20 protein-coding genes and 1 pseudogene are annotated in these 19849 nt (G+C 63.7%); 8 read left to right on the top strand and 13 right to left on the bottom strand.

Annotation, left to right across the window (positions count from 1 at the left end; genetic code table 11):
* Nucleotides 1-169: 169 nt before the first annotated feature.
* Together hemJ and hemE are read right to left on the bottom strand one after the other, a co-directional pair.
* Nucleotides 170-706, bottom strand: coding sequence for a protoporphyrinogen oxidase HemJ (gene hemJ, locus EB233_RS04335; protein ID WP_064990919.1), 537 nt, complete (start codon nucleotides 704-706; stop codon nucleotides 170-172).
* On the bottom strand, nucleotides 706-1737 hold the full coding sequence (gene hemE / locus EB233_RS04330) for a uroporphyrinogen decarboxylase (RefSeq protein ID WP_064990918.1): 1032 nt from the start codon (nucleotides 1735-1737) through the stop codon (nucleotides 706-708). The genes hemJ and hemE overlap by 1 nt, the downstream gene beginning before the upstream one ends.
* 403 nt (nucleotides 1738-2140) lie before the next feature.
* On the opposite strand from hemE, the gene EB233_RS04325 reads away from it, so the two are divergent.
* From EB233_RS04325 to dnaQ, 5 genes are all read left to right on the top strand, one after another.
* Nucleotides 2141-2962: a pyruvate, water dikinase regulatory protein gene (locus EB233_RS04325; RefSeq protein WP_064990917.1), complete on the top strand. Its 822-nt coding sequence runs from the start codon at nucleotides 2141-2143 to the stop codon at nucleotides 2960-2962.
* A 262-nt stretch (nucleotides 2963-3224) separates the two neighbouring features.
* Nucleotides 3225-3824 carry a Maf-like protein gene (locus EB233_RS04320; protein WP_064990916.1) on the top strand — a complete coding sequence of 200 codons (600 nt, stop codon included), beginning with the start codon at nucleotides 3225-3227 and terminating at the stop codon, nucleotides 3822-3824.
* Entirely contained in the window at nucleotides 3817-4674 is an 858-nt protein-coding gene (locus tag EB233_RS04315; protein WP_064990915.1) for a shikimate dehydrogenase, read from the top strand. The genes EB233_RS04320 and EB233_RS04315 overlap by 8 nt, the downstream gene beginning before the upstream one ends.
* Nucleotides 4671-5252, top strand: coding sequence for a dephospho-CoA kinase (gene coaE / locus EB233_RS04310; RefSeq protein ID WP_064990914.1), 582 nt, complete (start codon nucleotides 4671-4673; stop codon nucleotides 5250-5252). The genes EB233_RS04315 and coaE overlap by 4 nt, the downstream gene beginning before the upstream one ends.
* A 144-nt stretch (nucleotides 5253-5396) precedes the next feature.
* A complete protein-coding gene (gene dnaQ / locus EB233_RS04305; protein ID WP_064990913.1) occupies nucleotides 5397-6116 on the top strand; it encodes a DNA polymerase III subunit epsilon in 720 nt (239 codons plus the stop codon).
* A gap of 3 nt (nucleotides 6117-6119) precedes the next feature.
* Here the strand turns inward: dnaQ and EB233_RS04300 are convergent, their stop codons facing one another.
* The 10 genes and pseudogenes from EB233_RS04300 to EB233_RS04255 all read right to left on the bottom strand — a co-directional run bounded on the left by EB233_RS04300 (nucleotide 6120) and on the right by EB233_RS04255 (nucleotide 16616).
* Complete coding sequence (locus EB233_RS04300) at nucleotides 6120-7070, bottom strand: alpha/beta hydrolase (protein WP_064991224.1); 951 nt, start codon at nucleotides 7068-7070, stop codon at nucleotides 6120-6122.
* A 26-nt stretch (nucleotides 7071-7096) separates the two neighbouring features.
* On the bottom strand, nucleotides 7097-7777 hold the full coding sequence (locus EB233_RS04295) for an isochorismatase family protein (RefSeq protein WP_064990912.1): 681 nt from the start codon (nucleotides 7775-7777) through the stop codon (nucleotides 7097-7099).
* Nucleotides 7778-8114: 337 nt separating this feature from the next.
* Nucleotides 8115-9419 (bottom strand): M24 family metallopeptidase, encoded by a 1305-nt coding sequence (locus tag EB233_RS04290; RefSeq protein WP_064991223.1) that lies wholly within the window; start codon nucleotides 9417-9419, stop codon nucleotides 8115-8117.
* Nucleotides 9420-9750: 331 nt separating this feature from the next.
* Entirely contained in the window at nucleotides 9751-10719 is a 969-nt protein-coding gene (locus tag EB233_RS04285) for a GlxA family transcriptional regulator (protein ID WP_064990911.1), read from the bottom strand.
* A gap of 266 nt (nucleotides 10720-10985) precedes the next feature.
* Nucleotides 10986-12161: a trans-sulfuration enzyme family protein gene (locus EB233_RS04280; RefSeq protein ID WP_064990910.1), complete on the bottom strand. Its 1176-nt coding sequence runs from the start codon at nucleotides 12159-12161 to the stop codon at nucleotides 10986-10988.
* Nucleotides 12158-13597, bottom strand: a complete 1440-nt coding sequence (locus tag EB233_RS04275; RefSeq protein ID WP_064990909.1) for a pyridoxal-phosphate dependent enzyme — start codon at nucleotides 13595-13597, stop codon at nucleotides 12158-12160. Before EB233_RS04275 ends, EB233_RS04280 begins: the two co-directional genes overlap by 4 nt.
* Nucleotides 13569-14072, bottom strand: a complete 504-nt coding sequence (locus tag EB233_RS04270; protein WP_155765417.1) for a hypothetical protein — start codon at nucleotides 14070-14072, stop codon at nucleotides 13569-13571. Before EB233_RS04270 ends, EB233_RS04275 begins: the two co-directional genes overlap by 29 nt.
* Nucleotides 14073-14125: 53 nt before the next feature.
* A pseudogene (locus tag EB233_RS04265) lies at nucleotides 14126-15055 on the bottom strand (FAD/NAD(P)-binding protein); the annotation flags it as partial.
* 25 nt (nucleotides 15056-15080) lie between these two features.
* Nucleotides 15081-15530 carry an RrF2 family transcriptional regulator gene (locus tag EB233_RS04260; RefSeq protein WP_027054860.1) on the bottom strand — a complete coding sequence of 150 codons (450 nt, stop codon included), beginning with the start codon at nucleotides 15528-15530 and terminating at the stop codon, nucleotides 15081-15083.
* A gap of 504 nt (nucleotides 15531-16034) precedes the next feature.
* Nucleotides 16035-16616 carry a hypothetical protein gene (locus tag EB233_RS04255; RefSeq protein WP_081294218.1) on the bottom strand — a complete coding sequence of 194 codons (582 nt, stop codon included), beginning with the start codon at nucleotides 16614-16616 and terminating at the stop codon, nucleotides 16035-16037.
* Here EB233_RS04255 and EB233_RS04250 point away from each other — a divergent pair.
* Nucleotides 16615-17232, top strand: coding sequence for a Crp/Fnr family transcriptional regulator (locus EB233_RS04250; RefSeq protein ID WP_171892208.1), 618 nt, complete (start codon nucleotides 16615-16617; stop codon nucleotides 17230-17232). The two genes, EB233_RS04255 and EB233_RS04250, sit on opposite strands and share 2 nt — an antisense overlap.
* A 126-nt stretch (nucleotides 17233-17358) precedes the next feature.
* Here EB233_RS04250 and EB233_RS04245 read toward each other — a convergent pair whose 3' ends face one another.
* Nucleotides 17359-17544 carry a hypothetical protein gene (locus EB233_RS04245; RefSeq protein WP_064990908.1) on the bottom strand — a complete coding sequence of 62 codons (186 nt, stop codon included), beginning with the start codon at nucleotides 17542-17544 and terminating at the stop codon, nucleotides 17359-17361.
* A 309-nt stretch (nucleotides 17545-17853) separates the two neighbouring features.
* Here EB233_RS04245 and EB233_RS04240 point away from each other — a divergent pair, with 309 nt between their 5' ends.
* Together EB233_RS04240 and EB233_RS04235 are read left to right on the top strand one after the other, a co-directional pair.
* The gene (locus EB233_RS04240) at nucleotides 17854-18222 is read left to right on the top strand and encodes a septal ring lytic transglycosylase RlpA family protein (protein WP_064990907.1); all 369 of its coding nucleotides are present in this window, start codon (nucleotides 17854-17856) and stop codon (nucleotides 18220-18222) included.
* 234 nt (nucleotides 18223-18456) lie between these two features.
* Nucleotides 18457-19734, top strand: coding sequence for a polyhydroxyalkanoate depolymerase (locus tag EB233_RS04235; protein ID WP_064990906.1), 1278 nt, complete (start codon nucleotides 18457-18459; stop codon nucleotides 19732-19734).
* Nucleotides 19735-19849: the final 115 nt, after the last annotated feature.

Raw genomic sequence — 19849 nt, 5'->3', positions numbered from 1 at the left:
TGCCGGGCGCGGCCGAAAACAATGAGGGGCGGCGCATGACGGGAAGGAAGACCCGTCTTTTATCGTCCGCCGGGTGAAAGAGCAAGCCGCGTTTTGCTCGGCGCAAAAGCCTTGAAATACTTGCGCATGTTGTTGTCCGAAACCGGGACCACTTTTGGGGCGTCATGCCTCAGAACGGCTTGACGACAACCAGGATCACGATTGCGATCATCAGCAATGTGGGGATCTCGTTGACGATCCGCCAGTGCCGGGCCGGCTTTTCGTTGTCATCCCTGGCGAATTTGCGCACCGCGCCGGCGAGATAGCCGTGAACGGCCGATAACAGCAGCACCAGGGCAATCTTGGTGTGCAGCCAGCCGCCCTGGAAACCGAAGCCTTTCCAGGCGAGCCACAGGCCGAACACCCAGGTGCCGATCATCGCCGGGTTGATGATGCCGCGCAGCAGGCGCCGCTCCATCACCTTGAAGGTTTCCGACTGCACCGAGCCCTTCTCGGCGTCGACATGATAGACGAACAGCCGCGGCAGATAGAGCATGCCCGCCATCCAGGAGATGACGGCAAGGATATGGATTGCCTTTGCCCAGGGATAGAAGCTGTCGGGCGCGAAGAAGAACAGAAGCGCCGTCAGCACGATCAGGACGCCGACGCTGATGACCATGCGCATCATCGCCTGGCCGGTGCTGTTGGTGTCGTTCATCTCAGCCATCAGCGTACCGCGCTCCTCACCTGTTTCACCATTGCCTCGACATTCGCGATCGGCGTCTCCGGCGTGATACCGTGGCCGAGATTGAAGATCAGCGGCCCCTCTCCCAATGCCTTCAGGATGGAATCGACGCCATCCGACAGCGCCTTGCCGCCAGCCACGAGACGCAAGGGATCGAGATTGCCCTGAACGGCACCCGAGCGCTGCAAGTCCTTTGCTGCCGCCAGCGGCACCGTCCAGTCTATCCCCAGCCCCGTCACGCCGGTCTTCTGGCGATAGGTGCGATAGCGGGCGCCGGCGCCCTTGGGAAAGCCGATGATCGGCACATCGGGATGGGCCGCCCGAACCTGCCTGACGATCTCGGCCACCGGCCAGACGCAAAACTGGTCGAACGTCGCATCGTCCAGCACCCCGGACCAGGAATCGAAAATCTGCACGACGTCGGCGCCGGCCTCGATCTGCCGGATCAGATATGCGGCCGAATGGTCGGCCAACACCTTCAGCAGCTGTTGGAACGCCTCGGGCTCGCGATAGGCAAACAGCCGCGCCGGCGCTTGGTCGGGCGTTCCATGGCCGGCAATCATGTAAGTCGCCACCGTCCATGGCGCGCCGCAGAAGCCGATCAGCGTGGTCTCGTCAGGCAGCTTCGCCCGCAACCGGCGAACCGTCTCGTAGACCGGTTCGAGATTCACGTGAAACACATCACCTTGCAGAGCCGCGATCTCGGCCGCGGAAATCGGCGTCAGCAGCGGTCCTCTTCCCTCTTCGAAGCGAACGTCACGGCCAAGCGCATGCGGAACGACAAGAATATCGGAGAACAGGATCGATGCGTCGAAGCCGAAGCGCTCGATCGGCTGCAACGTCACTTCAACGGCAAGGTCGGGATCATAACAGAGATCGAGGAACGAACCGGCGCGCCTGCGTGTTTCACGATACTCCGGCAGATAGCGCCCAGCCTGGCGCATCATCCAGAGCGGAGGCGGAAAATGAGCCTCGCCCTTCAGGACGTCCAGCATGATCCGGCTTTTGGGCATCGAATGCTCGCCTCTCCCAGCCTTCCTATATCTAAAGATTCTTATATCTAAGATTCTTCTGATTCTAAGAGTCTGTTGGTTGTGGTGGTTGTCACCTGTCCCGCTTCGCCAGCCAAAAAGCCAGCCAGCATATTGTCGCGCGCATCGTTCTCCCGGAAGCAGGGCTTTGGGGATAGTCCCGAATCCGTCATCGGAGTCAAAGGGTTAGATCGCCATGGAAAAAGCCTGCCCTGTGGATGGCTGAAAGGCAAAGCAAGCCGTCCCCAGATTTGTCCCCAGCCGCCTGGCGAAGCTGACAGAGGACCGAATTGTGGACAAACCGGCATCTGATACAGTCGCTTGCCGTCGCCTCGACTTGCCGTCCCGTCTTATCCACACAAGCCCACAGCGCCAGGTGATTCCTGTGAACAAACCTCAAAGCTTCTTTCACCTGCACCTGATTTCCGACGCGACCGGCGAAACGCTGCTCGCCGCCGGGCGCGCGGCCTCGGCGCAATACAAGGATGCCCGCGCCATCGAGCACATCTATCCACTCATCCGCACTGAAAAGCAGGTGGCCAAGGTGTTCGAGGACATCGAGGAGGAGCCGGGCATCATTCTCTATACGGTCGTCGATCAGAAGCTGGCGCGCGGCATCGACGAGCGCTGCGCGGCCATGGGCCTGCCTTGCGTCTCCGTGCTGGAGCCGGTGCTGACCGTCTTCCAGTCCTATCTCGGCACGCCCGCCGGCCGCCGCGTCGGCGCGCAGCATGTCCTCGACGCCGAATATTTCCGCCGCATTGATGCGTTGAACTTCACCATGGAGCATGATGACGGCCAGCTGCCGGCCAATATGGACGATGCCGATATCGTGCTGATCGGCATATCGCGGACCTCGAAGACGCCGACAAGCATCTATCTCGCCAACCGAGGCATCAAGACCGCCAACATTCCGATCGTGCTCGGCGTGCCGGTGCCCGAAAGCCTGGTCAGCGCCTCCAAGCCGCTGATCGTCGGGCTGATCGCCACCGCCGAGCGCATTTCGCATGTTCGCCAGAACCGCGTCCTCGGCAACAGCAGTTCTTTTGAGGCGACCGATTATGTCGACCGTGCCGCCATCAGCGAAGAGCTCGCCTATGCCCGCCAGATCTGCACGCGCCACGGCTGGCCGATGATCGACGTCAGCCGCCGCTCGATCGAGGAAACGGCGGCGGCCATCGTTGCCCTGCGGGGGAAGACGCGGTAGACGAGCGAGAGTGTATTTTCCGAGACTTCTTAGCGGAAACTCGGCACCGCCCCTCACCTGCCTGCCAGCATCCTCTCCCCGTATAGTGACGGGGAGAGGGGCGCTGCGATCGACGTTTTCGCCAATCGCCGGCGCTGAAGCTGCTTTTTCTCCCCGTCTCTATACGGGGAGAAATGTCCGGCAGGACAATGAGGGGCGGCGCTGACTTCGCAAATCAAAGCCCATACCCCAACCGCGCCTGTGTCTGCGCCCGAGTGCTAAAATGACCGAAAAAATCATCCTCGCTTCCGGCAGCCCGTTCCGCAAGGCGATGCTCGTCAATGCCGGGCTCGACATTGAGGCGGTTCCGGCCGACGTCGATGAGCGCTCGCTCGAGGCGCCGTTGCAGGACAGCGGCGTTTCACCCGAGGACGTCGCGCTGGTGCTGGCCGAGGCCAAGGCCACGGAGGTCAGCGAACGCCGGCCCGGCGCACTGGTGCTTGGCTGCGACCAGACCTTGTCGCTCGGCGACGAAGTGTTCCACAAGCCGGCAGACATGGAAGGCGCGCGGCGCCATCTGCTGGCGCTGTCGGGCAAGACCCATCAGCTCAACAGCGCGGCTGTTCTGGTGCGTGACGGCAAGGTGTTGTGGCGGCATGTCGGCATCGCCTCGATGACCATGCGCAAGCTCGACCCCGGCTTCATCGGCCGGCACCTCGCCCGCGTTGGCACCAAGGCGCTGGCCAGCGTCGGCGCCTACCAGATCGAAGGCGAGGGCATACAGCTCTTCGCTGAGATCGAGGGCGACCATTTCACCATTGTCGGCCTGCCGCTTTTGCCGCTGCTCGCCGAACTGCGCACACTAGGAGCCATCGATGGCTGAGGCGACCAGGAAGGCTTTCGTCATCGGGCATCCGATCAAGCACTCGCGCTCGCCCAAGATCCATGGCCACTGGCTGGCCAGGCATGGCATCGACGGCAGCTATGAGGCGATCGATGTCGCGCCCCAGGATTTTGCCGAGTTCATCGCGACATTGCAGGCAAATGGCTTTTGCGGCGGCAATGTCACCATTCCGCACAAGGAAGCAGCCTTCGCTCTTGCCCACCGCCGCGACCAGGCGGCGGAAGAGATCGGCGCCGTCAATACGCTGTGGTTCGAGGACGGCGTGCTGTGGGGCGGCAACACCGACGGCCACGGCTTTGCCGCCAATCTCGACGATTACGCGCCGGGCTGGGCGGAGACGGGACCCGCGGTGGTACTCGGCGCCGGCGGCGCGTCGCGCGCCGTCATCCAGGCGCTGAAGAAACGTGGTTTCAGCGACATCAGAATCGTCAACCGCACGCTCGCCCGGGCGCAGGAATTGCGCGACCGTTTCGGCGCCGGTGTTTCGGCGCATGGCACGGCGGCGACCAGCGAATTGCTTGCCGACGCCGGCCTGCTGGTCAACACCACCGCGCTCGGCATGGTCGGCAATGAAGGCCTCGCCGCCGATCCTACCTTGCTGCCGGACCACGCCATCGTCACCGACCTTGTCTATGTGCCGCTCGAAACGCCGCTGCTCGCCGCCGCCCGCGCCCGGGGGCTGAAGGCCGTCGACGGTCTCGGCATGCTGCTCAACCAGGCGGTGCCGGGTTTCGAACACTGGTTCGGCGTCAGGCCACAGGTGACGCCTGAATTGCGCGCCATCATCGTCGCTGATCTAGTACCCCAGTCTTCGGTCGCCAAACCATGATCGTGCTCGGCCTCACCGGCTCGATCGGCATGGGCAAGTCGACGACGGCCAGGATGTTCGCCGATGCCGGCGTGCCGGTCCATGATTCCGACGAGACGGTGCATCGCCTCTATGCCGGCAAGGCAGCGCCCTTGGTCGAGGCGGCGTTTCCCGGAACGACCGTTGGTGGCGTGGTCGATCGCGTGAAGCTCGGCGCGCGCGTGCTTGGCGATGCCGCCGCCCTGAAGGCGCTGGAGGCCATCGTCCATCCACTGGTACGCGCCGATGCCGATGCCTTTCTGGCCAGGCATCGTACCGCAGGCGAATCGATCGTTGTGCTCGACATTCCGCTGCTGTTCGAAACCGGCGGCCGTGACCGCGTCGACAAGGTCGTGGTCGTCACGGCACCGGCTGAAATCCAGCGCCAGCGTGTGCTGGCGCGGCCGGGCATGACGGAAGAAAAGCTGGCGTCGATCCTGGCCAAGCAGGTGCCGGATTCCGAGAAGCGCAGGCTGGCGGATTTCGTCATCGACACCGGCCAGGGTCTGGACGCCGCGCGTGCCCAGGTCGACGCGATCATTGTCGAACTGGTCGGATAGCAAAGCCTGGCCCTTACAACGGCTATCGCCGTGACCAGCTGACCGTCAGCGCAAACCTGTAGTGATTGCCTCGGGCAGCCGCGTTTTCCATTGCCATTTTGTTCCGGTCTCGTGATTCTGCTCCCCAAGGAGCAAACTGATTCGATGCGCGAGATCATCTTCGACACGGAAACCACCGGCCTTGATGCGCGCGACGACCGCGTGATCGAGCTGGGCGGCGTCGAGTTGGTCAACCGTTTCCCGACCGGCAGGACGTTCCACCACTACATCAACCCGCAAGGCCGTGCGATCCATGCCGAGGCGCAGGCCGTGCACGGCATCAGCGCGGCGGACCTTCAGGGCAAGCCGACCTTTGCCGACATCGCGCAGGAATGGCTCGACTTCATCGACGGCGCCAAGCTGGTTGCCCACAACGCCACCTTCGATATCGGTTTCCTCAATGTCGAATTCGGCCGGCTTGGCCATCCGAACGTCGATCCCGGACTTGTCGTCGACACGCTGGCGCTGGCGCGACGCAAACACCCGATGGGCCCCAATTCGCTCGACGCGCTCTGCCGGCGCTACGGCATCGACAACGCCAAGCGCACCAAGCACGGCGCGCTGCTCGATTCCGAATTGCTGGCCGAGGTCTATATCGAGCTGATCGGCGGCAAGCAGGCGGCGCTTATCCTCGACAGCACCGGGCCGGCGCAGGGCGGCGAAAATGTCCGCCACATCGAAATCATTGCCGCCGAGCGGCCGGCGCCATTGCCGCCGCGCCTGACCGAAGCCGAGCGTGCCGCTCACGCCGCCATGGTCGCCACGCTCGGCGAAAAGGCGCTCTGGCTGAAAGCCTCCGAAGCAAGCGCGGCCACGGCGTCGTAGCTCTCAATACGGCCACTCGCCTCGGCCAAGCGCTGCAAGTGATTCAATGATCCGCGCGAAGGCCTCAGCGGCAGCGGGAACCGTGGTGCGGGCGCGCAAGAAACTATGCACGAGACGGGGTTCTTCGTGCCACCAGGCCTTGCCGCCGGCCGCGACAATGCGGTCGCGATAGGTTTCGCCGTCGGATGACAGCGGGTCGCATTCGGCCGTGAGGATCACCGTCGGCGGCAGGCCGGAAAAGTCGCTGTCGCGCAACGGCGAGAATGTGGGGTCGTCAGGGGACTGCCGCTTGCCCGAGCGGACATCGCGGTAGAAGGCGATGTCACCGAGCGACAGCAGCGGCGCCTCGGCATGCTCGACATAGGAACCCTTGCTCTCGTCGCCGCCGAGGCCGGGATAGATCAGCACCTGGCCGACCGCCGCCCTGACATACCGGCGCGCCGCTTGCGCCACCGCGGCCGCGAGATTGCCGCCGGCGCTCTCACCGCAGAGCACGATCGGCAGGCTGCTCGTGCCAGCCACCCAGCTGAAGGCGGCCAGCGCGTCGTCGAACGCGGCGGGATGCGGGTGCTCCGGCGCCAACCGGTAATCGACCGACAGCACCTCGAAACCGGTGCCGGCACAAAGCTCGGCACAGATGTCGTCATGGCTGTCGAGCCCGCCGAGGATGAAGCCGCCGCCGTGATAGTAGACAACCGACGCGCGCGGGGCCTTGCCGTGGAGTTGGTAGCGCCTGACCGGAACAGCGAAGCCGCCGCCGCCGATCACGTGGTCTATGGCAGTGACCTTTGGCGGATAGGCCCGATGGAAGGCCCGGCACATCCGGTCGTAGACGTCGCGCTGCCTGCCGATCGGCAGACCGGCGACCTCGGGCGGATACCAGGCGTTGACGCTGTCGATATACGCCCACAGCGCCGGATCGAGCCGGTCTTCGTATTTGCCGCGTTTGCTCATGCCCCCAATCGTCATGGATTCGCGCGTCATAGATCCGCGTAGAGCCGGGCCGCATCGTCGAAGCTGAAGCGCAGCGGCACCGAACCTTCGACCTGCCAGACCGTGACCGTCTCGCCGGCCAGCAGCCGGCAGGCGCCCTCCGTGTCGGTGACGGCGCCGCCATAGAGCCGGTTGGCGAGGTTGAGGATGCCGGTCTGGTGCATGGCCGCACTGCCGCTGCCGCAGGCATCCTTGACCAGAAGCACGCGAAAGCCCTTTGCCACGGCATCCTTGACCGAGGCATCGATGCAGGCCTCTGTCCACACGCCTGATATGACCAGCCATTCGATGCCGGAAGCCTTGAGTTGGTCGGCCGCCGAACCGTTGCGAAAAGCGCTGGCCTCGGCCTTGATCAGCAGCGCCTCGCCCTCGGCCGGCGCTACTTCATGGCAGATTTCGGTCAGCGGATCGCTCTTGTCGGAGAAGGCGGACTTGCCGTCGGCGCCGACGGGATGAAAGGGCCGGTCCTGGCTGTCGAGATCGACGATATAGGCCCAGTGCTGGAGCGGCACGTGGTGGGCGCGCGCCGCCGCCTGCAGGCGCTGGACGTTGGCGAGAATCTTTCCATAGCCCTCGACGAGGTAGCGCGGGTCCTGCCGGTGCTCTTCCTGCAGGTCGATGAAGATCGCGGCCACGGTACCGCGCTTGATGGCGATGGGAGACTTCATGCGGAGGCGCCTGGATTGCAGGCTGAATCGGTCTGACGGTTGGCAGGCTGGTCAAAAGCCGACATCGTTGCTTTCAGCGGGTTGGCGCAAGCGGTGACGATTGGCCGGGGCCTCCCCAACGTCGTCATCCACGGGCGAAGCAGCCGCGAAGCGGCGTCGCGGAGACCCGAGGATCCATTCCGTGACGTCAATCGAATGGCGCAACGGAGCAGAATCTGCGCCGTGGTAGCGCGTTGGAGTCCCGGCATGGATCCTAGGGTCTGCGCCGCGTCGCTGCGCTCCTTGCTCCGCCCTAGGATGACGAAATGAGGGGCGGTCGTGCTAATCGCAGTGAGACTCAAGCCCGCCCCTCCAGAAACTCATCCTCATAGGGAAAGCGCGACAGAAGCTCCGTGCCCGTCTCGGTGATCAGGATTTCGTCCTCCAGCTTGACGCCCTCGCGGCCGCCCTTCTCGCCGATATAGCTTTCCACGCTCACCACCATGCCTGGCACGATATGGCCGTCGCGGCCATAGGTCTCGTAATCCATGGCATGGGCGATGAACGGTGTCTCGCCATGCATGCCGACGCCATGCATGACCGATGTGTAGCGCTGGTCGACAAAGCGGTCGGGAATCTTCCACGCCTTCTCGGCGATCTCGCGGAACGCCATGCCGGGCTTGACGATCGAAATATTGTGCTGAACCTGGTCATGCGCCATCTGGTAGAGCGACTTCTGGTAAGGCGTCGGCTTGCCTGGTCCGCAGCGGAAGGTGCGCGAGAAATCCGAGTAATAGCCGTAGCAGCCGATCGTGTCGGTATCGAGCGCCAGCAGCTCGCCCGGCCGGATTTTTCGCCCGCTGGCTTCGTTGAACCACGGATTGGTGCGTTGGCCCGAGGTCAACAGCCGTGTCTCGATGAACTCTCCGCCCTGGCGGATGACCTCGCCATACATGATGGCGAACAGCTCGTTTTCGGAGACGCCCGGCTTGATCGCCTCGCGCACCGCATAGACGGCGGCCTCGGCGCCGGCCATCGACACCTGCAGGCATTTCACTTCCTCCGGCGTCTTCACCGCGCGCACCGCCAGGATTTCGCCCTGGCAATCCTTGACCTCGCAGCCGCGCTTTTCCAAGGCGAGGGCCTGCAGATGGCTGCAGCGGTCGAGCCCGAGCTTCATCGAGCCGCCGCCAAGTTTTTTCAGAAGCTCGGCGATCTCGTCGGCGAACGGCCCGGCGGTTTCGTCGTCGCGGCCGGAGACCGACGACCAGACCAGCTTGGAAGGCCGCGCCTCGTCGATCGTGTCGAGCACCATCGAGACATGGTAGCTCTGCGGGTATTCGAACAGCACGATCGGCCCATCGGTCGGGATGAAGAAATAGCGCGTCGAGTTGCGCAGGAAATAGCCGAACATGTTGCGCGAGCCGGTGGCGTAGCGCTGGTTGTAGGGGTCGAGCAGCACGACCGCGCCATAGCCGGCGTCGCGCATCCAGCCGCGCAGTTTGGCCAGCCGGCCTTTGCGCAAGGCATCCGCGTCGATGAAGGACGGCTCGGTGTCCGACAGCCACATGCCGCCCGCCGCATCGGCCGCCGCGGGGTGGCGCATGCGGTCCTTGAAGTCGACGTCCTCGGTGCTGTCGGGGTCGAATACGACGATGCTCATGGGTGCCTGGCCTTGGGTCTGTTGGGAAGGCTGAGCATGGCGCAGCAGCGTCGGCGGCATTGTGCGAAAAACCGCGTTTGTTGTGCGGGATGCCGCTGACCAATCGGCCACGTCGCGATCATTCACGCCCCCCTCTGCCCTGCCGGGCATCTCCCCCACGAGGGGGGAGATTGGCAGCTTCGTCTGCCGCGCCTTGGTCTTCAGGGGGATATTGGCGAAGGCGGCGGTGCCAGCTGATCTCCCCCCTTGTGGGTCCCTTGTGGGGGAGATGTCCGGCAGGACAGAGGGGGGCGCTGTCCCGCCAACGTCTCCCAGTGTCAGCGACCGCCGCCTAATGCCGCCGCGCCAACTTCGGCGGATGGCCATGCTCCTCGCGAAAGGCCCGCGCAAAGCTCGACATCGAGGCAAAGCCGCAGGCCAGCGCCACGTCGCGCACGGCAAGCGTCGAATGCGCCAAAAGATCGGCGGCGCGTTTCAGCCTGAGCCGCCGGTAGTAGCCGTTGGGCGAGATGGCGAGTTCGGAGCGGAAGGAGCGTTCGAGCTTGTCGGAGGACACGCCGAGCCGCGCGGTCAGTTCCGCCATGCCGAGCCGCTCCTCCACCGCGTCCTCCATGATCGCGATCGCCGACAGCACCAGCTCGTTCTGCACGCCGGTGCGGAGCCTGAGCGGCATCAGCTTGCGATCGACGCTGGAGCGCAACTGGCTGTGCACGAACCATTCGGCGACGCCGGCGGCAAGCTCGGCGCCGTAATCCCGGGTGATGATCTCCAGCATCATGTCGAGGCTGCCGACGCCGCCCGCCGAGGTGAAGCGCTTGCGGTCGATGACGTAAAGGTCGCGCCGCAGTTCGATGTCGGGGAAGGCCTCGGCGAAAGCGGCCTGGCTGGTCCAGTGCAAGGTGCAGGCATGGCTATCGAGCAGGCCTGCGCGGGCAAGGAAGAACGCCGCATCGGCCACCGCGCCGATATGGGCGCCATTGCGCAGGCTGCGGCGGATCCAACTCGCCGCATCCTCGGCGACGAGATGATCGGCATCGCCGCCCGAGCAGACGACGATGCGGTCGACCTTCGGCGCCTCCTCCGCGTAAAAACCCGGCTGGATGACGACGCCGTTCGAAGCCTCGACCGCGCCTTTCGTGCCGCCGACGATGATCCAGCGATAGCATTCCTTCTTCGCCAATATGTTGGCGGCGCGCAGCGGCTCGATGACGGAACTGAACGCCATCATCGGAAAGCCGGCAAACACCAGCACCGCGAAGGTGAGAGGCTCGGTGGGTTTTGGGGGTTCGCGCGTGGCCATCGACGCTAGATTCGGGCCGATGGGACGCGAGGTCAACCGGGGTGATGACTGGGCCGTTCATCGTGAGACGTCGGCGCCGCCCCTCAATGCCCTGCCGGGCATTTCTCCCCGTAAACGGGGCGAAAGGGGCCAACCGTTGCCGCCGGCGATTGGCGAAACCGGCGACGACAGTTCCCTCGCCCCGTTTACGGGGAGAGGATGCCGGCAGGCAGGTGAGGGGCAGCGCCAGCTTTGGCGATTGGCTCGTGCGCAGAAGTAGCGCCCATTCATCCCCCCAGAGCCTGCTCCAGGTCCGCGATCAAATCATCGCCGTCCTCGATCCCCGCCGACAACCGCACCAGCGAATCCGAGATCCCGATCTCCGCCCGCTTCTCGGCGGGGATAGAGCCATGCGTCATCAGCGCCGGGTGTTCGATCAGGCTTTCCACGCCGCCGAGGCTTTCGGCCAGCGTGAACAGCTGCGTGCGTTCGAGGAAGCGTTTTGTGCCAGCGAGGTCGCGGTCGAGCACCGCGGTAATCATGCCGCCGAAGGCATGCATCTGCTGCACCGCTATGCGGTGCTGCGGGTGGCTCGCGAGGCCGGGATAGAGGACGCGCCGTACATCCTTTCGGGCTTCCAGCCACTGCGCGATCTTGAGGCCGTTGGCCGAATGACGCTCCATACGCAATGCCAGCGTCTTCAGGCCACGTAGGGCCAAAAAGCTGTCGAACGGACCCGAAATGGCGCCGATGGCGTTCTGCAGGAATTTCAGCTGGGCGGCGAGCTCCTTGTTGTCGCCGACGACAGCCACGCCGCCGACCATGTCGGAGTGGCCGTTGAGATATTTGGTCGTCGAGTGGACGACGATGTCGATGCCGAGCTCCAGCGGCCGCTGGATATAGGGGCTGCAGAACGTGTTGTCGGCGACGGACAGGATACCCCGGCGTTTGGCCAGCGCGGCGACGCCTTCCAGGTCGACGATGCGCAGCAGCGGGTTGGTCGGCGTCTCGACCCACAGCAGTTTCGTCTCCGGGCGGATCGCCGCTTCGACGGCCGCAAGGTCGGTGAAGTCGACGAAGGAGACTTGCAAATTGGCCGAGCGCTTGCGCACCCGTTCCATCAGCCGGAACGAGCCGCCATAGATGTCGTCGGTGGCGACGATATGCGCGCCGCTATCGAGCAGTTCCAGCACGGTCGAGATCGCCGCCAGGCCGGAAGCGAAGGCGAAGGCCGCCGTGCCGCTTTCGAGGTCGGCCACCGCGCGCTCGAAGGCAAAGCGGGTCGGGTTCTGGCTGCGCGCGTATTCGAACCCCTTGTGCACGCCGGGCGACTGCTGGCCGTAAGTCGAGGTGGCATAGATCGGGACCATGACCGCACCGGTCAGCGGGTCGTGGCTCTGGCCGCCATGGATGGTGCGCGTCGAAAAGGCCAGGCGGTTCTTGCCGGATACGTTGCTGCTCATCGTGCGCGCCTCAGATGGTTGATCAGGTCGATGCGGGTGACCAGGCCGACGAACTCGTCGCCGTCGAAGATGATGGCGACCTCGTTGCGGTCGAACACCGGCAGCAAGGCATCCAGCGTCTGGCTGGCCTGCAGCGTGTGCAGATTGGAAGTCATCGCCGTGCGCACCGGACCGTTGAAGCGCTCCCAGCGGCCGTCATAGGGACCATCGACATGAGCAAGAATATCGCTTTCGTCGACGATGCCGACCAGCCTGCCCTTGTCCAGCACCGGCAGCTGCGAGACATCGGAGCGGCGCATGCGGCCATAGGCATTGAGCAGGCTCTCGTCCGGGCCGACGAAAACGGTGTCGCCGGTGCGGTGCGAGCGCATGACGAGGTCGCGCAGGTCGCCATGCTGCTCGTGCTCGGCCAAGCCCTGCTCGGCCAGCCAGAAATCGTCGAACACCTTTGACAGGTATTTGTTGCCGCTGTCGCAGACGAAGGTGACGACGCGCTTGGCCGAAGTCTGCTCGCGGCAATAGCGCAACGCGGCCGACAAAAGCGTGCCCGACGACGAGCCGGCAAGTATGCCTTCGCGCGATAAGAGGTCGCGCACCGCCAGCATGCTCTGCTTGTCTGATATGGAATACGCCTTTTTCACCAGCGACAGATCGGCATTGGGCGGCACGAAATCCTCGCCGATCCCTTCCACCGTCCAACTGCCGGCCTCTTCCATCTTGCCGGTCTTGATCAGCGGCGCCAGCACCGAGCCGACCGGATCTGCCAGCACCATTTCCGTCTTCGGCGACACTTTCGAAAAGTAGCGGCCGAGCCCGGTCAGCGTACCGCCGGAGCCGACGCCGACCACCACCGCGTCGACATGCCCGTCTAGCTGCGAAAAGATTTCCGGCCCGGTGGTCGTCTCATGCGCCAGCGGGTTGGCCGGATTGGCGAACTGGTTGGCATAGAAGGCGCCGGGCACCTCGGCCGCGATCTTCTCGGCCATGTCCTGGTAATATTCGGGATGCCCCTTGCCGACATCGGAACGGGTCATGCGCACTTCCGCGCCCAGCGCGCGCAGATGCTGGATCTTTTCGCGCGACATCTTGTCGGGCACCACCAGCACGATGCGGTAGCGCTTGGGAATGCCGACCTGGGCGAGGCCGAGGCCGGTATTGCCGGCGGTCGCCTCGACGATGGTGCCGCCACGCTTCAGCCGGCCCTCTTTCTCGGCCGCGGCGATCATCGACAGCGCGATGCGGTCCTTGATCGAGCCGCCCGGATTCTGGCTTTCGAGCTTGATGAACAGCCGGCATTTGCCGGTGTCGAATTTGCTCAGCTCGACCACCGGCGTCTGGCCGATCAGGTCGAGCACCGAGGCATAGGGCGGACGCAGGCGGGATGTTGCGCTGTCCGAGGGACCGTTGTCAGGCGCGGCGATCTTCTGCTCGCTCATTCGGATGCTCCATGATCAAGCGGCCGCCTAACGCATGATGCCGAAAAGTGTGAAGTAATTTTCGGATGACATCTTGCGCTGTTTTTTGAGTTGGTGGGCAGAGCGGCAGCGTAGTCTCTTTTCCAGCCGTTTGTCGCGCGATAGAAGATAGATCATGCCAATCGACCGGCCAGATGCGGAATGAAATTCCGGTTTGGATACAGCGCGGAAGGCCGCGGGGACGCCGAGGGTTCTTATCCGTTCGGCTCGGCGCGCGCCCATGCGAGGCATCGGGCGGCGGAACATGCTCTTTGGTTTGAAGCAATTCCCAAGGGAAGGCATCGCGCTTTCTCCTGCCCAGGCTTTCCTCGGCGGCAGGGACTTCAGTCTTAGTTGAGTGATAGCTAATGTATCTATAGCTTGGTCGGTGCGGAGGACGATCCCAATCGAAGCCTATCCCGCAATGGCCGGTGCAGCCCGCTTCCAATCCAAGCATCCCCTGCTCCGGCCATTCCTTTCCTTGTCGCTGGGTGCCTATAGCCGGCTTGGCCGATGGCGGTGGATGTCCCACCACGCCTTGGTGTGTTCGACGAAGCGGCGCTTGGCGGAAGCCGGCCAGTTCTGCCAGATCTTCTGGTTGAACGGGCGCAGGCCGTCGACCACGTCGCGCCAGTCGATGCCGGCCTCCTGGTTCTCACGGATCAGGTCGCGGAACCAGCCGACGAAATAGGACAGCTGGGTGCCAAGCGGAATGTCGGCGACGTCGAGCTTGATCGGATTGCCCTTGCGGTGCGGCGACGGCAGCAGCCCGCGTCGCGACACGGCGACGATCTTGCCCTTGTGGCCGCGCTGTTCGAGCGCCAGGAACGCGTCGACCATGCTGAGGCCGGTGCCCAGCACCATGACTGGGCTGTCCGCATCGAGTGCCGTATCGGCCTCCGAGCCCATGCGGACCGCATGACCTTGCGTCGGCTGCTCGTCATGGCCTGTGGCGAGTATGGCCAGATGGCCGACGACGCTGGTGCCGTTGGCAAGCGCCACTTCGACGCCGGAGGTGGTCGGCGTGATCGACAGGCTCTCTTCGTGGATGAGGCGCAGCCGGCCGGTCGGCTGTTCGCGGGCTTCGAGGTCGTCGAGCAATTCGCCGAGGTAGCGGGCATAGATGCTGCGGGGCGCGTAAAAGGGTGTCCGTGGCGTCTGCTCCGGGTCCACCAGGCCATGCCCCTGCAGCCAGCGCCAGAAATTGCCGGGATCGTCGGCATAGGCGCTCATGCCGGCGGCGCTGACATTGAGCACATGCGCCGACAGCAGCGTCGAATAGGCGATGCCCTGGCCGAAATGCGGCCGCCTCTCGATCAGCGTGACGCGCAGATCCGGATTGGGCGATTTCAACAGATGCGCGGCCAACACGACACCCGAGGCGCCACCGCCGACGATGATGATGGAACTGGGGATGATGGAATTGACGCGTCCGCTCATGCGCGCTCCCGCCCTGTGAGATGCGTCAGGCCTGGACCTTCACCGTGACCGGGAGGTCGTCGAGGCCGATATCGCGCATCTCGGCGAGACTGCGCTGATCGAGCACCTCGGCGATCGCCTGCCGGACCTCGAGCATCAGATGTCGGACTTGGCATGTCGCCTCGTTGCAGTCTTCACAGCGCTGGTAAAGGGTGCGGCTGGCGCAAGGGATCGGCGCCAGCGGCCCGTCGAGGACGCGCACGACGTGGCCGACCTTGATCTCGTCGGCCGGCCGGGCGAGGCGGTAGCCGCCATCCTTGCCCTTGCGGCTCTGGACGAAGCCGGCATTGCGCAGCTCGCCCAGGATGGCGTCGAGGAATTTCTTCGGAATGGTGTTGCCAGTCGCGATGTCGTTGACGAAAGCGAGCTGCCCGGCCGGCATCCGCGCGAGGTGGACGAGCGCCTTGAGGCCGTACTTCCCCTTTTTTGTGAGCATGAAATCAAAATTTCCCTGTCATGCGACGGTGTGAGATCCTCAGCGCCAAAAACACTTGGCACTCCGGGAATGCGCGACCGAACTGTCAACATGGATAAATTCCAGTGACATTCGCTACAAGCCAAGTGGCCTTGATTCTGTTTCTTTTCTAGCCGCCGCGGGCCCGAGACGACCCGGAATATGCCGAGACATCGTAGCCCGAGGGCGGATCGGGGTGCCGCCCGTCAGGTGGTTCATCGCCCCCTTATTTCGATAATAATACTATACTTAGGACCGAGCACATGGAAGCCTGTTCCAATTCGTAGGCTGACGACGCACGAATTCACCGAATTTCTGCGGTAATGGAGAAAGTCGTATGGGGCGGCTCGCGGTCGCCTATCCAGCGCTCTCTGCCACGCTACCAGTTGCGGAGATCGTCCCTTCCAGTCGTCAAATCCGGTTTGCAGGCCTCACGAACGCGACCTTTCCAGCAAACGGTTTCGGCCGGAAGGGATCGGCTCCGTGTCAGAGATGGGGGTTTTCGCCGCCCGCGATCATCAGGTGGTGCTGCTGATGATGCATTCCCTGCGCCATGAGCCCAAAGAACCCAAGGCCGCGCAGTTTGGCGGCATCTTTCGCCGGCGGCCACACGGTCAGGGATGCGCCACCGTCGATTTCGGAAGCCTCGAAACGCCAACCGTCGATCTCGTTCATCGCCGCCGCATGGGCCTTCACCATCCGGCGCACGGAATCCCGAACGGCTCCCGAACCCGTGACCAGGAAGCGGGTTCCGCCCGCGACCGGCTCGCTCTTCACATCGGCGGCCAAGGTAACCGCGCTCATGTCGACGAGATGCGCGCGCAGGGCGTCGATGTCCACTCTGGACCAGTCTGTATGTGGATCAGCCTCGAGGATGGCTACGATCTCCTGGATCGCCGCGAACGCGCCTTGGCCCGTTTCCGTCGGGACCGAGACACCAGCGGCTTGCGCGCCCATCATCTGCATGTGCTGCATCATCGTCTTGTGGTCCACTCCGTTTGTCTGGGCTTGCTGGGCGCAGGCCAGGGAGGGGATCAGGCAGGCGGCGAGGACGAGTGCGCGTATCATGACAATTGCTCCGTTGGCGGGGCATGCTTGCCATAGCGTAGAGCAACGCTACATGATTGGAATCATGTCGCCCCCGCTAATTGCCCTGCTCGACCGTCTGGAAGGCCGCGAGATCGAGTTCGCGGCGGGAGCACCGGTGTTTCATCTGGGTGATCCCGTCCGGTGCGTTCACGTCGTGCGTTCGGGCGTTGTTCATCTGGTCAGGCATCAGGACAACGGGTCGGCCCTGATCCTTCAACGCGCGGGTCCAAATTCCATCCTGGCCGAAGCCTCGTTGTATTCAGCCTCCTACCATTGCGCGGCCCAAGCGGAGATTGCTGCCGTGACCTGGGCCATTCCACGCACCGGGCTGCTCGCCCGGATCGAGAACGATACCGAGTTGGCGATCGCTTGGGCGCGCCATCTCGCACACGAGGTCCAGCAGGCGCGGCTGCAGTCGGAGATCCTGTCACTCAAGACAGTCGCGGCCCGCCTCGATGCGTGGGTTTCCTGGCATGGGAGCCTTCCCGCCAGAGGACATTGGTCGACGCTGGCCCATGAAATAGGCGTCAGTCCCGAGGCGCTCTACCGTGAGATCGCACTGCGCCGGAGGCAGCACGTGGTGACGAATATTTGATCGCCATCGGTGAGATGCGGTTCATTGCGTCGATCGCGCCATTGAACGGCATGCTGCTTTCTTCCTGGCTCGTGGAGGACTGGCGCGGCAACGGCAGACAGGTCGAGGTCGAGCGAACGGCTCCCTCTACATCCGAGGACGGTTCGCCCACACCAGCCCGGCCAGGCCGACCAGCATGGCGGCAAGCCCGATATAGAGCCATTGCGACTGGCCGGTCATGAAGCTGCCGCCGACCACGCCGATGCCTTGCAACGACCACACCGCTCCGACAGCCAGCACAATCAAGGCCAGCAGATTTTTGGTCAGTCTCATTGACGGATCCCGCTTTCCAAGTCGATCGTTTGCGGCGCCATGGCCGCGATGAAAGAGCCGAAGGAAGTCATCAGATTGGCGCAACTTCTACTTGAAAATCTAAGCCAAATCTTGTCATGAAAGTCCTCGGCGCGATTACGAATATCATCAAAAACTGATCTTCGCGCGCCGGAAAATCCCTGACAGACTGTTACCCGGTGACTCCAAACGTGTGATCTCGCCACGGAACGGACAGATCACTGCCGCATTTCCTGCCTTATTCTCGACCTAACGGCTGGGGTCTGTCAAAAACGGAGCCACCCCTTAAAGATGAAGACCCTAAATCAAACCGCGCTTGTCGCGGTAACGATCGCTGCTGGCCTGATGGTCGGCGCCTCCGCCACTTCGGCGACCGCCGCCGCCGGCCAGTGCGGCCGCGCTTCCTGGTACGCGCTGCACTCGAAGACCGCATCGGGCGAGCGCATGAACCCCTCGGCGATGACCGCCGCCCACCGCACCTTGCCTTTCGGCACCAAATTGCGGGTCACCAACCAGCACAATGGCAAAAGCGTCATCGTGCGCATCAATGATCGCGGCCCGTTCATCAGGGGTCGCATGCTCGACCTGTCGAAGAGCGCCGCCGGACAGCTCGGCTTCATCAGCTCGGGCCAGACCGCTGTCTGCGTCGCGCGCGTCTGAGCCTATTCCTGTGTCCGGCAACAGGGCCGGACATATTTCCTACACATTTCGGCACTGCACATTGAGCCGGCTCGCCCGTTCAAGGCCGATTTCCAGCGCTTTGGACGAAAGAACCATTGCTCACGCGACGTGACGTATTGCATCGCAACAATTAGTTGTTAACCTCGCCGCGAGACATCTAGGGCTCGGCGCTGCTCGTCGTTCCTTCGATTGCAGGCCGCAGCGGGGTTGTCGATGTTCTACCAGCTCTATGAGATGAACCATGCGGCACTGCAGCCCGCCCGGCTCTATGCCGACGCGGTGCGGCTGTTCTATTCCAACCCGCTCAATCCGATCTCGCACACGCCCTGGGGCCGTTCGATCGCTGCAAGCGCCGAACTGTTCGAACGCACCACGCGCCGCTACGGCAAGCCGGCCTTCGGCCTCGACAAGACCGTCGTCGACTGGAAGAGCGTCGCGGTCACCGAAAGAACCGTCTGGTCGAAGCCGTTCTGCAATCTCGTCCGCTTCGAGCGCGCCGTGCCGGCCGCGCGCAAGCCCGACCCGAAGCTGCTGATCGTGGCGCCGATGTCGGGCCACTATGCGACGCTGCTGCGCGGCACGGTGGAAGCCATGTTGCCCTATGCCGATGTCCATATCACCGACTGGGTCGACGCCCGCATGGTGCCGCTGGCCGACGGCAGTTTCGATCTCGACGACTATATCGACTATGTCATTGAGATGTTCCACGCGCTCGGGCCCGACACCCATGTGATGGCGGTGTGCCAGCCTTCCGTGCCGGTTCTGGCCGCGGTGGCGCTGATGGAAACCAGGGGCGACCCGTTCGTGCCGTCGACGATGACCCTGATGGGCGGCCCGATCGACACCCGCCGCAACCCGACCGCGGTCAATCTGCTGGCCGAGGAAAAGGGCATCGACTGGTTCCGCGACAATGTCGTCATGCGCGCGCCCTGGCCGGTGCCCGGCTTCGGCCGCGAGGTCTATCCGGGCTTCCTGCAGCTGTCCGGCTTCATGAGCATGAACCTCGACCGCCACATCATCGCCCACAAGGACTTCTTCATGCACCTCGTGAAGCATGATGGCGACAATGCCGAGAAGCACCGCGATTTTTATGACGAATATCTAGCGGTCATGGACCTGACGGCGGAGTTCTACCTGCAAACCGTCGACACCGTGTTCGTGCGCCATGCCTTGCCCAAGGGCGAGATGACGCATCGCGGCACCCGCATCGACACGTCGGCCATCCGCAATGTCGCCCTGTTCACGGTCGAGGGCGAGAACGACGACATATCGGGCCTTGGCCAGACGAAGGCGGCGCAGGATCTATGCGTCAACATTCCGGCCGACAAGAAGGCGCACTACATACAGCCGGCGGTCGGCCATTACGGCGTCTTCAACGGCTCGCGCTTCCGTTCCGAGATCGTGCCGCGCATCGTCGACTTCATTACGAGCTATGGCCGCCAGAACCGCGTCGCGGTGAAGCCGAAGCTGGTCCGCACCGCCAAGCGGTAGGCAATTCCGCGCAGAATCGACTGCCCGTCCGGTTCTGTTGCGCAAGCGTCGCTGTCCCTCCCCGCGGGTAACCATGCTGCAAATCAGCCCGTCGTCGGAATTGACACGGACCGCC

Origin of the sequence: Mesorhizobium erdmanii (assembly GCF_013170725.1) — a bacterium.
In the GTDB taxonomy this organism is placed as follows: Bacteria; Pseudomonadota; Alphaproteobacteria; order Rhizobiales; family Rhizobiaceae; genus Mesorhizobium; species Mesorhizobium erdmanii.
Note: the sequence above shows the minus strand (reverse complement) of the source record. Positions and strands in the feature narration are given on the sequence as shown.

Coding starts and splice junctions, on each gene's coding strand:
- hemJ (WP_064990919.1), bottom strand. CDS start 706: ATGGCTGAGATGAACGACACCAACAGCACCGGCCAGGCGATGATGCGC.
- hemE (WP_064990918.1), bottom strand. CDS start 1,737: ATGCCCAAAAGCCGGATCATGCTGGACGTCCTGAAGGGCGAGGCTCAT.
- EB233_RS04320 (WP_064990916.1), top strand. CDS start 3,225: ATGACCGAAAAAATCATCCTCGCTTCCGGCAGCCCGTTCCGCAAGGCG.
- EB233_RS04315 (WP_064990915.1), top strand. CDS start 3,817: ATGGCTGAGGCGACCAGGAAGGCTTTCGTCATCGGGCATCCGATCAAG.
- coaE (WP_064990914.1), top strand. CDS start 4,671: ATGATCGTGCTCGGCCTCACCGGCTCGATCGGCATGGGCAAGTCGACG.
- dnaQ (WP_064990913.1), top strand. CDS start 5,397: ATGCGCGAGATCATCTTCGACACGGAAACCACCGGCCTTGATGCGCGC.
- EB233_RS04300 (WP_064991224.1), bottom strand. CDS start 7,070: ATGAGCAAACGCGGCAAATACGAAGACCGGCTCGATCCGGCGCTGTGG.
- EB233_RS04295 (WP_064990912.1), bottom strand. CDS start 7,777: ATGAAGTCTCCCATCGCCATCAAGCGCGGTACCGTGGCCGCGATCTTC.
- EB233_RS04290 (WP_064991223.1), bottom strand. CDS start 9,419: ATGAGCATCGTCGTATTCGACCCCGACAGCACCGAGGACGTCGACTTC.
- EB233_RS04285 (WP_064990911.1), bottom strand. CDS start 10,719: ATGGCCACGCGCGAACCCCCAAAACCCACCGAGCCTCTCACCTTCGCG.
- EB233_RS04280 (WP_064990910.1), bottom strand. CDS start 12,161: ATGAGCAGCAACGTATCCGGCAAGAACCGCCTGGCCTTTTCGACGCGC.
- EB233_RS04275 (WP_064990909.1), bottom strand. CDS start 13,597: ATGAGCGAGCAGAAGATCGCCGCGCCTGACAACGGTCCCTCGGACAGC.
- EB233_RS04270 (WP_155765417.1), bottom strand. CDS start 14,072: ATGCTTGGATTGGAAGCGGGCTGCACCGGCCATTGCGGGATAGGCTTC.
- EB233_RS04260 (WP_027054860.1), bottom strand. CDS start 15,530: ATGCTCACAAAAAAGGGGAAGTACGGCCTCAAGGCGCTCGTCCACCTC.
- EB233_RS04250 (WP_171892208.1), top strand. CDS start 16,615: ATGACAATTGCTCCGTTGGCGGGGCATGCTTGCCATAGCGTAGAGCAA.
- EB233_RS04255 (WP_081294218.1), bottom strand. CDS start 16,616: ATGATACGCGCACTCGTCCTCGCCGCCTGCCTGATCCCCTCCCTGGCC.
- EB233_RS04245 (WP_064990908.1), bottom strand. CDS start 17,544: ATGAGACTGACCAAAAATCTGCTGGCCTTGATTGTGCTGGCTGTCGGA.
- EB233_RS04240 (WP_064990907.1), top strand. CDS start 17,854: ATGAAGACCCTAAATCAAACCGCGCTTGTCGCGGTAACGATCGCTGCT.
- EB233_RS04235 (WP_064990906.1), top strand. CDS start 18,457: ATGTTCTACCAGCTCTATGAGATGAACCATGCGGCACTGCAGCCCGCC.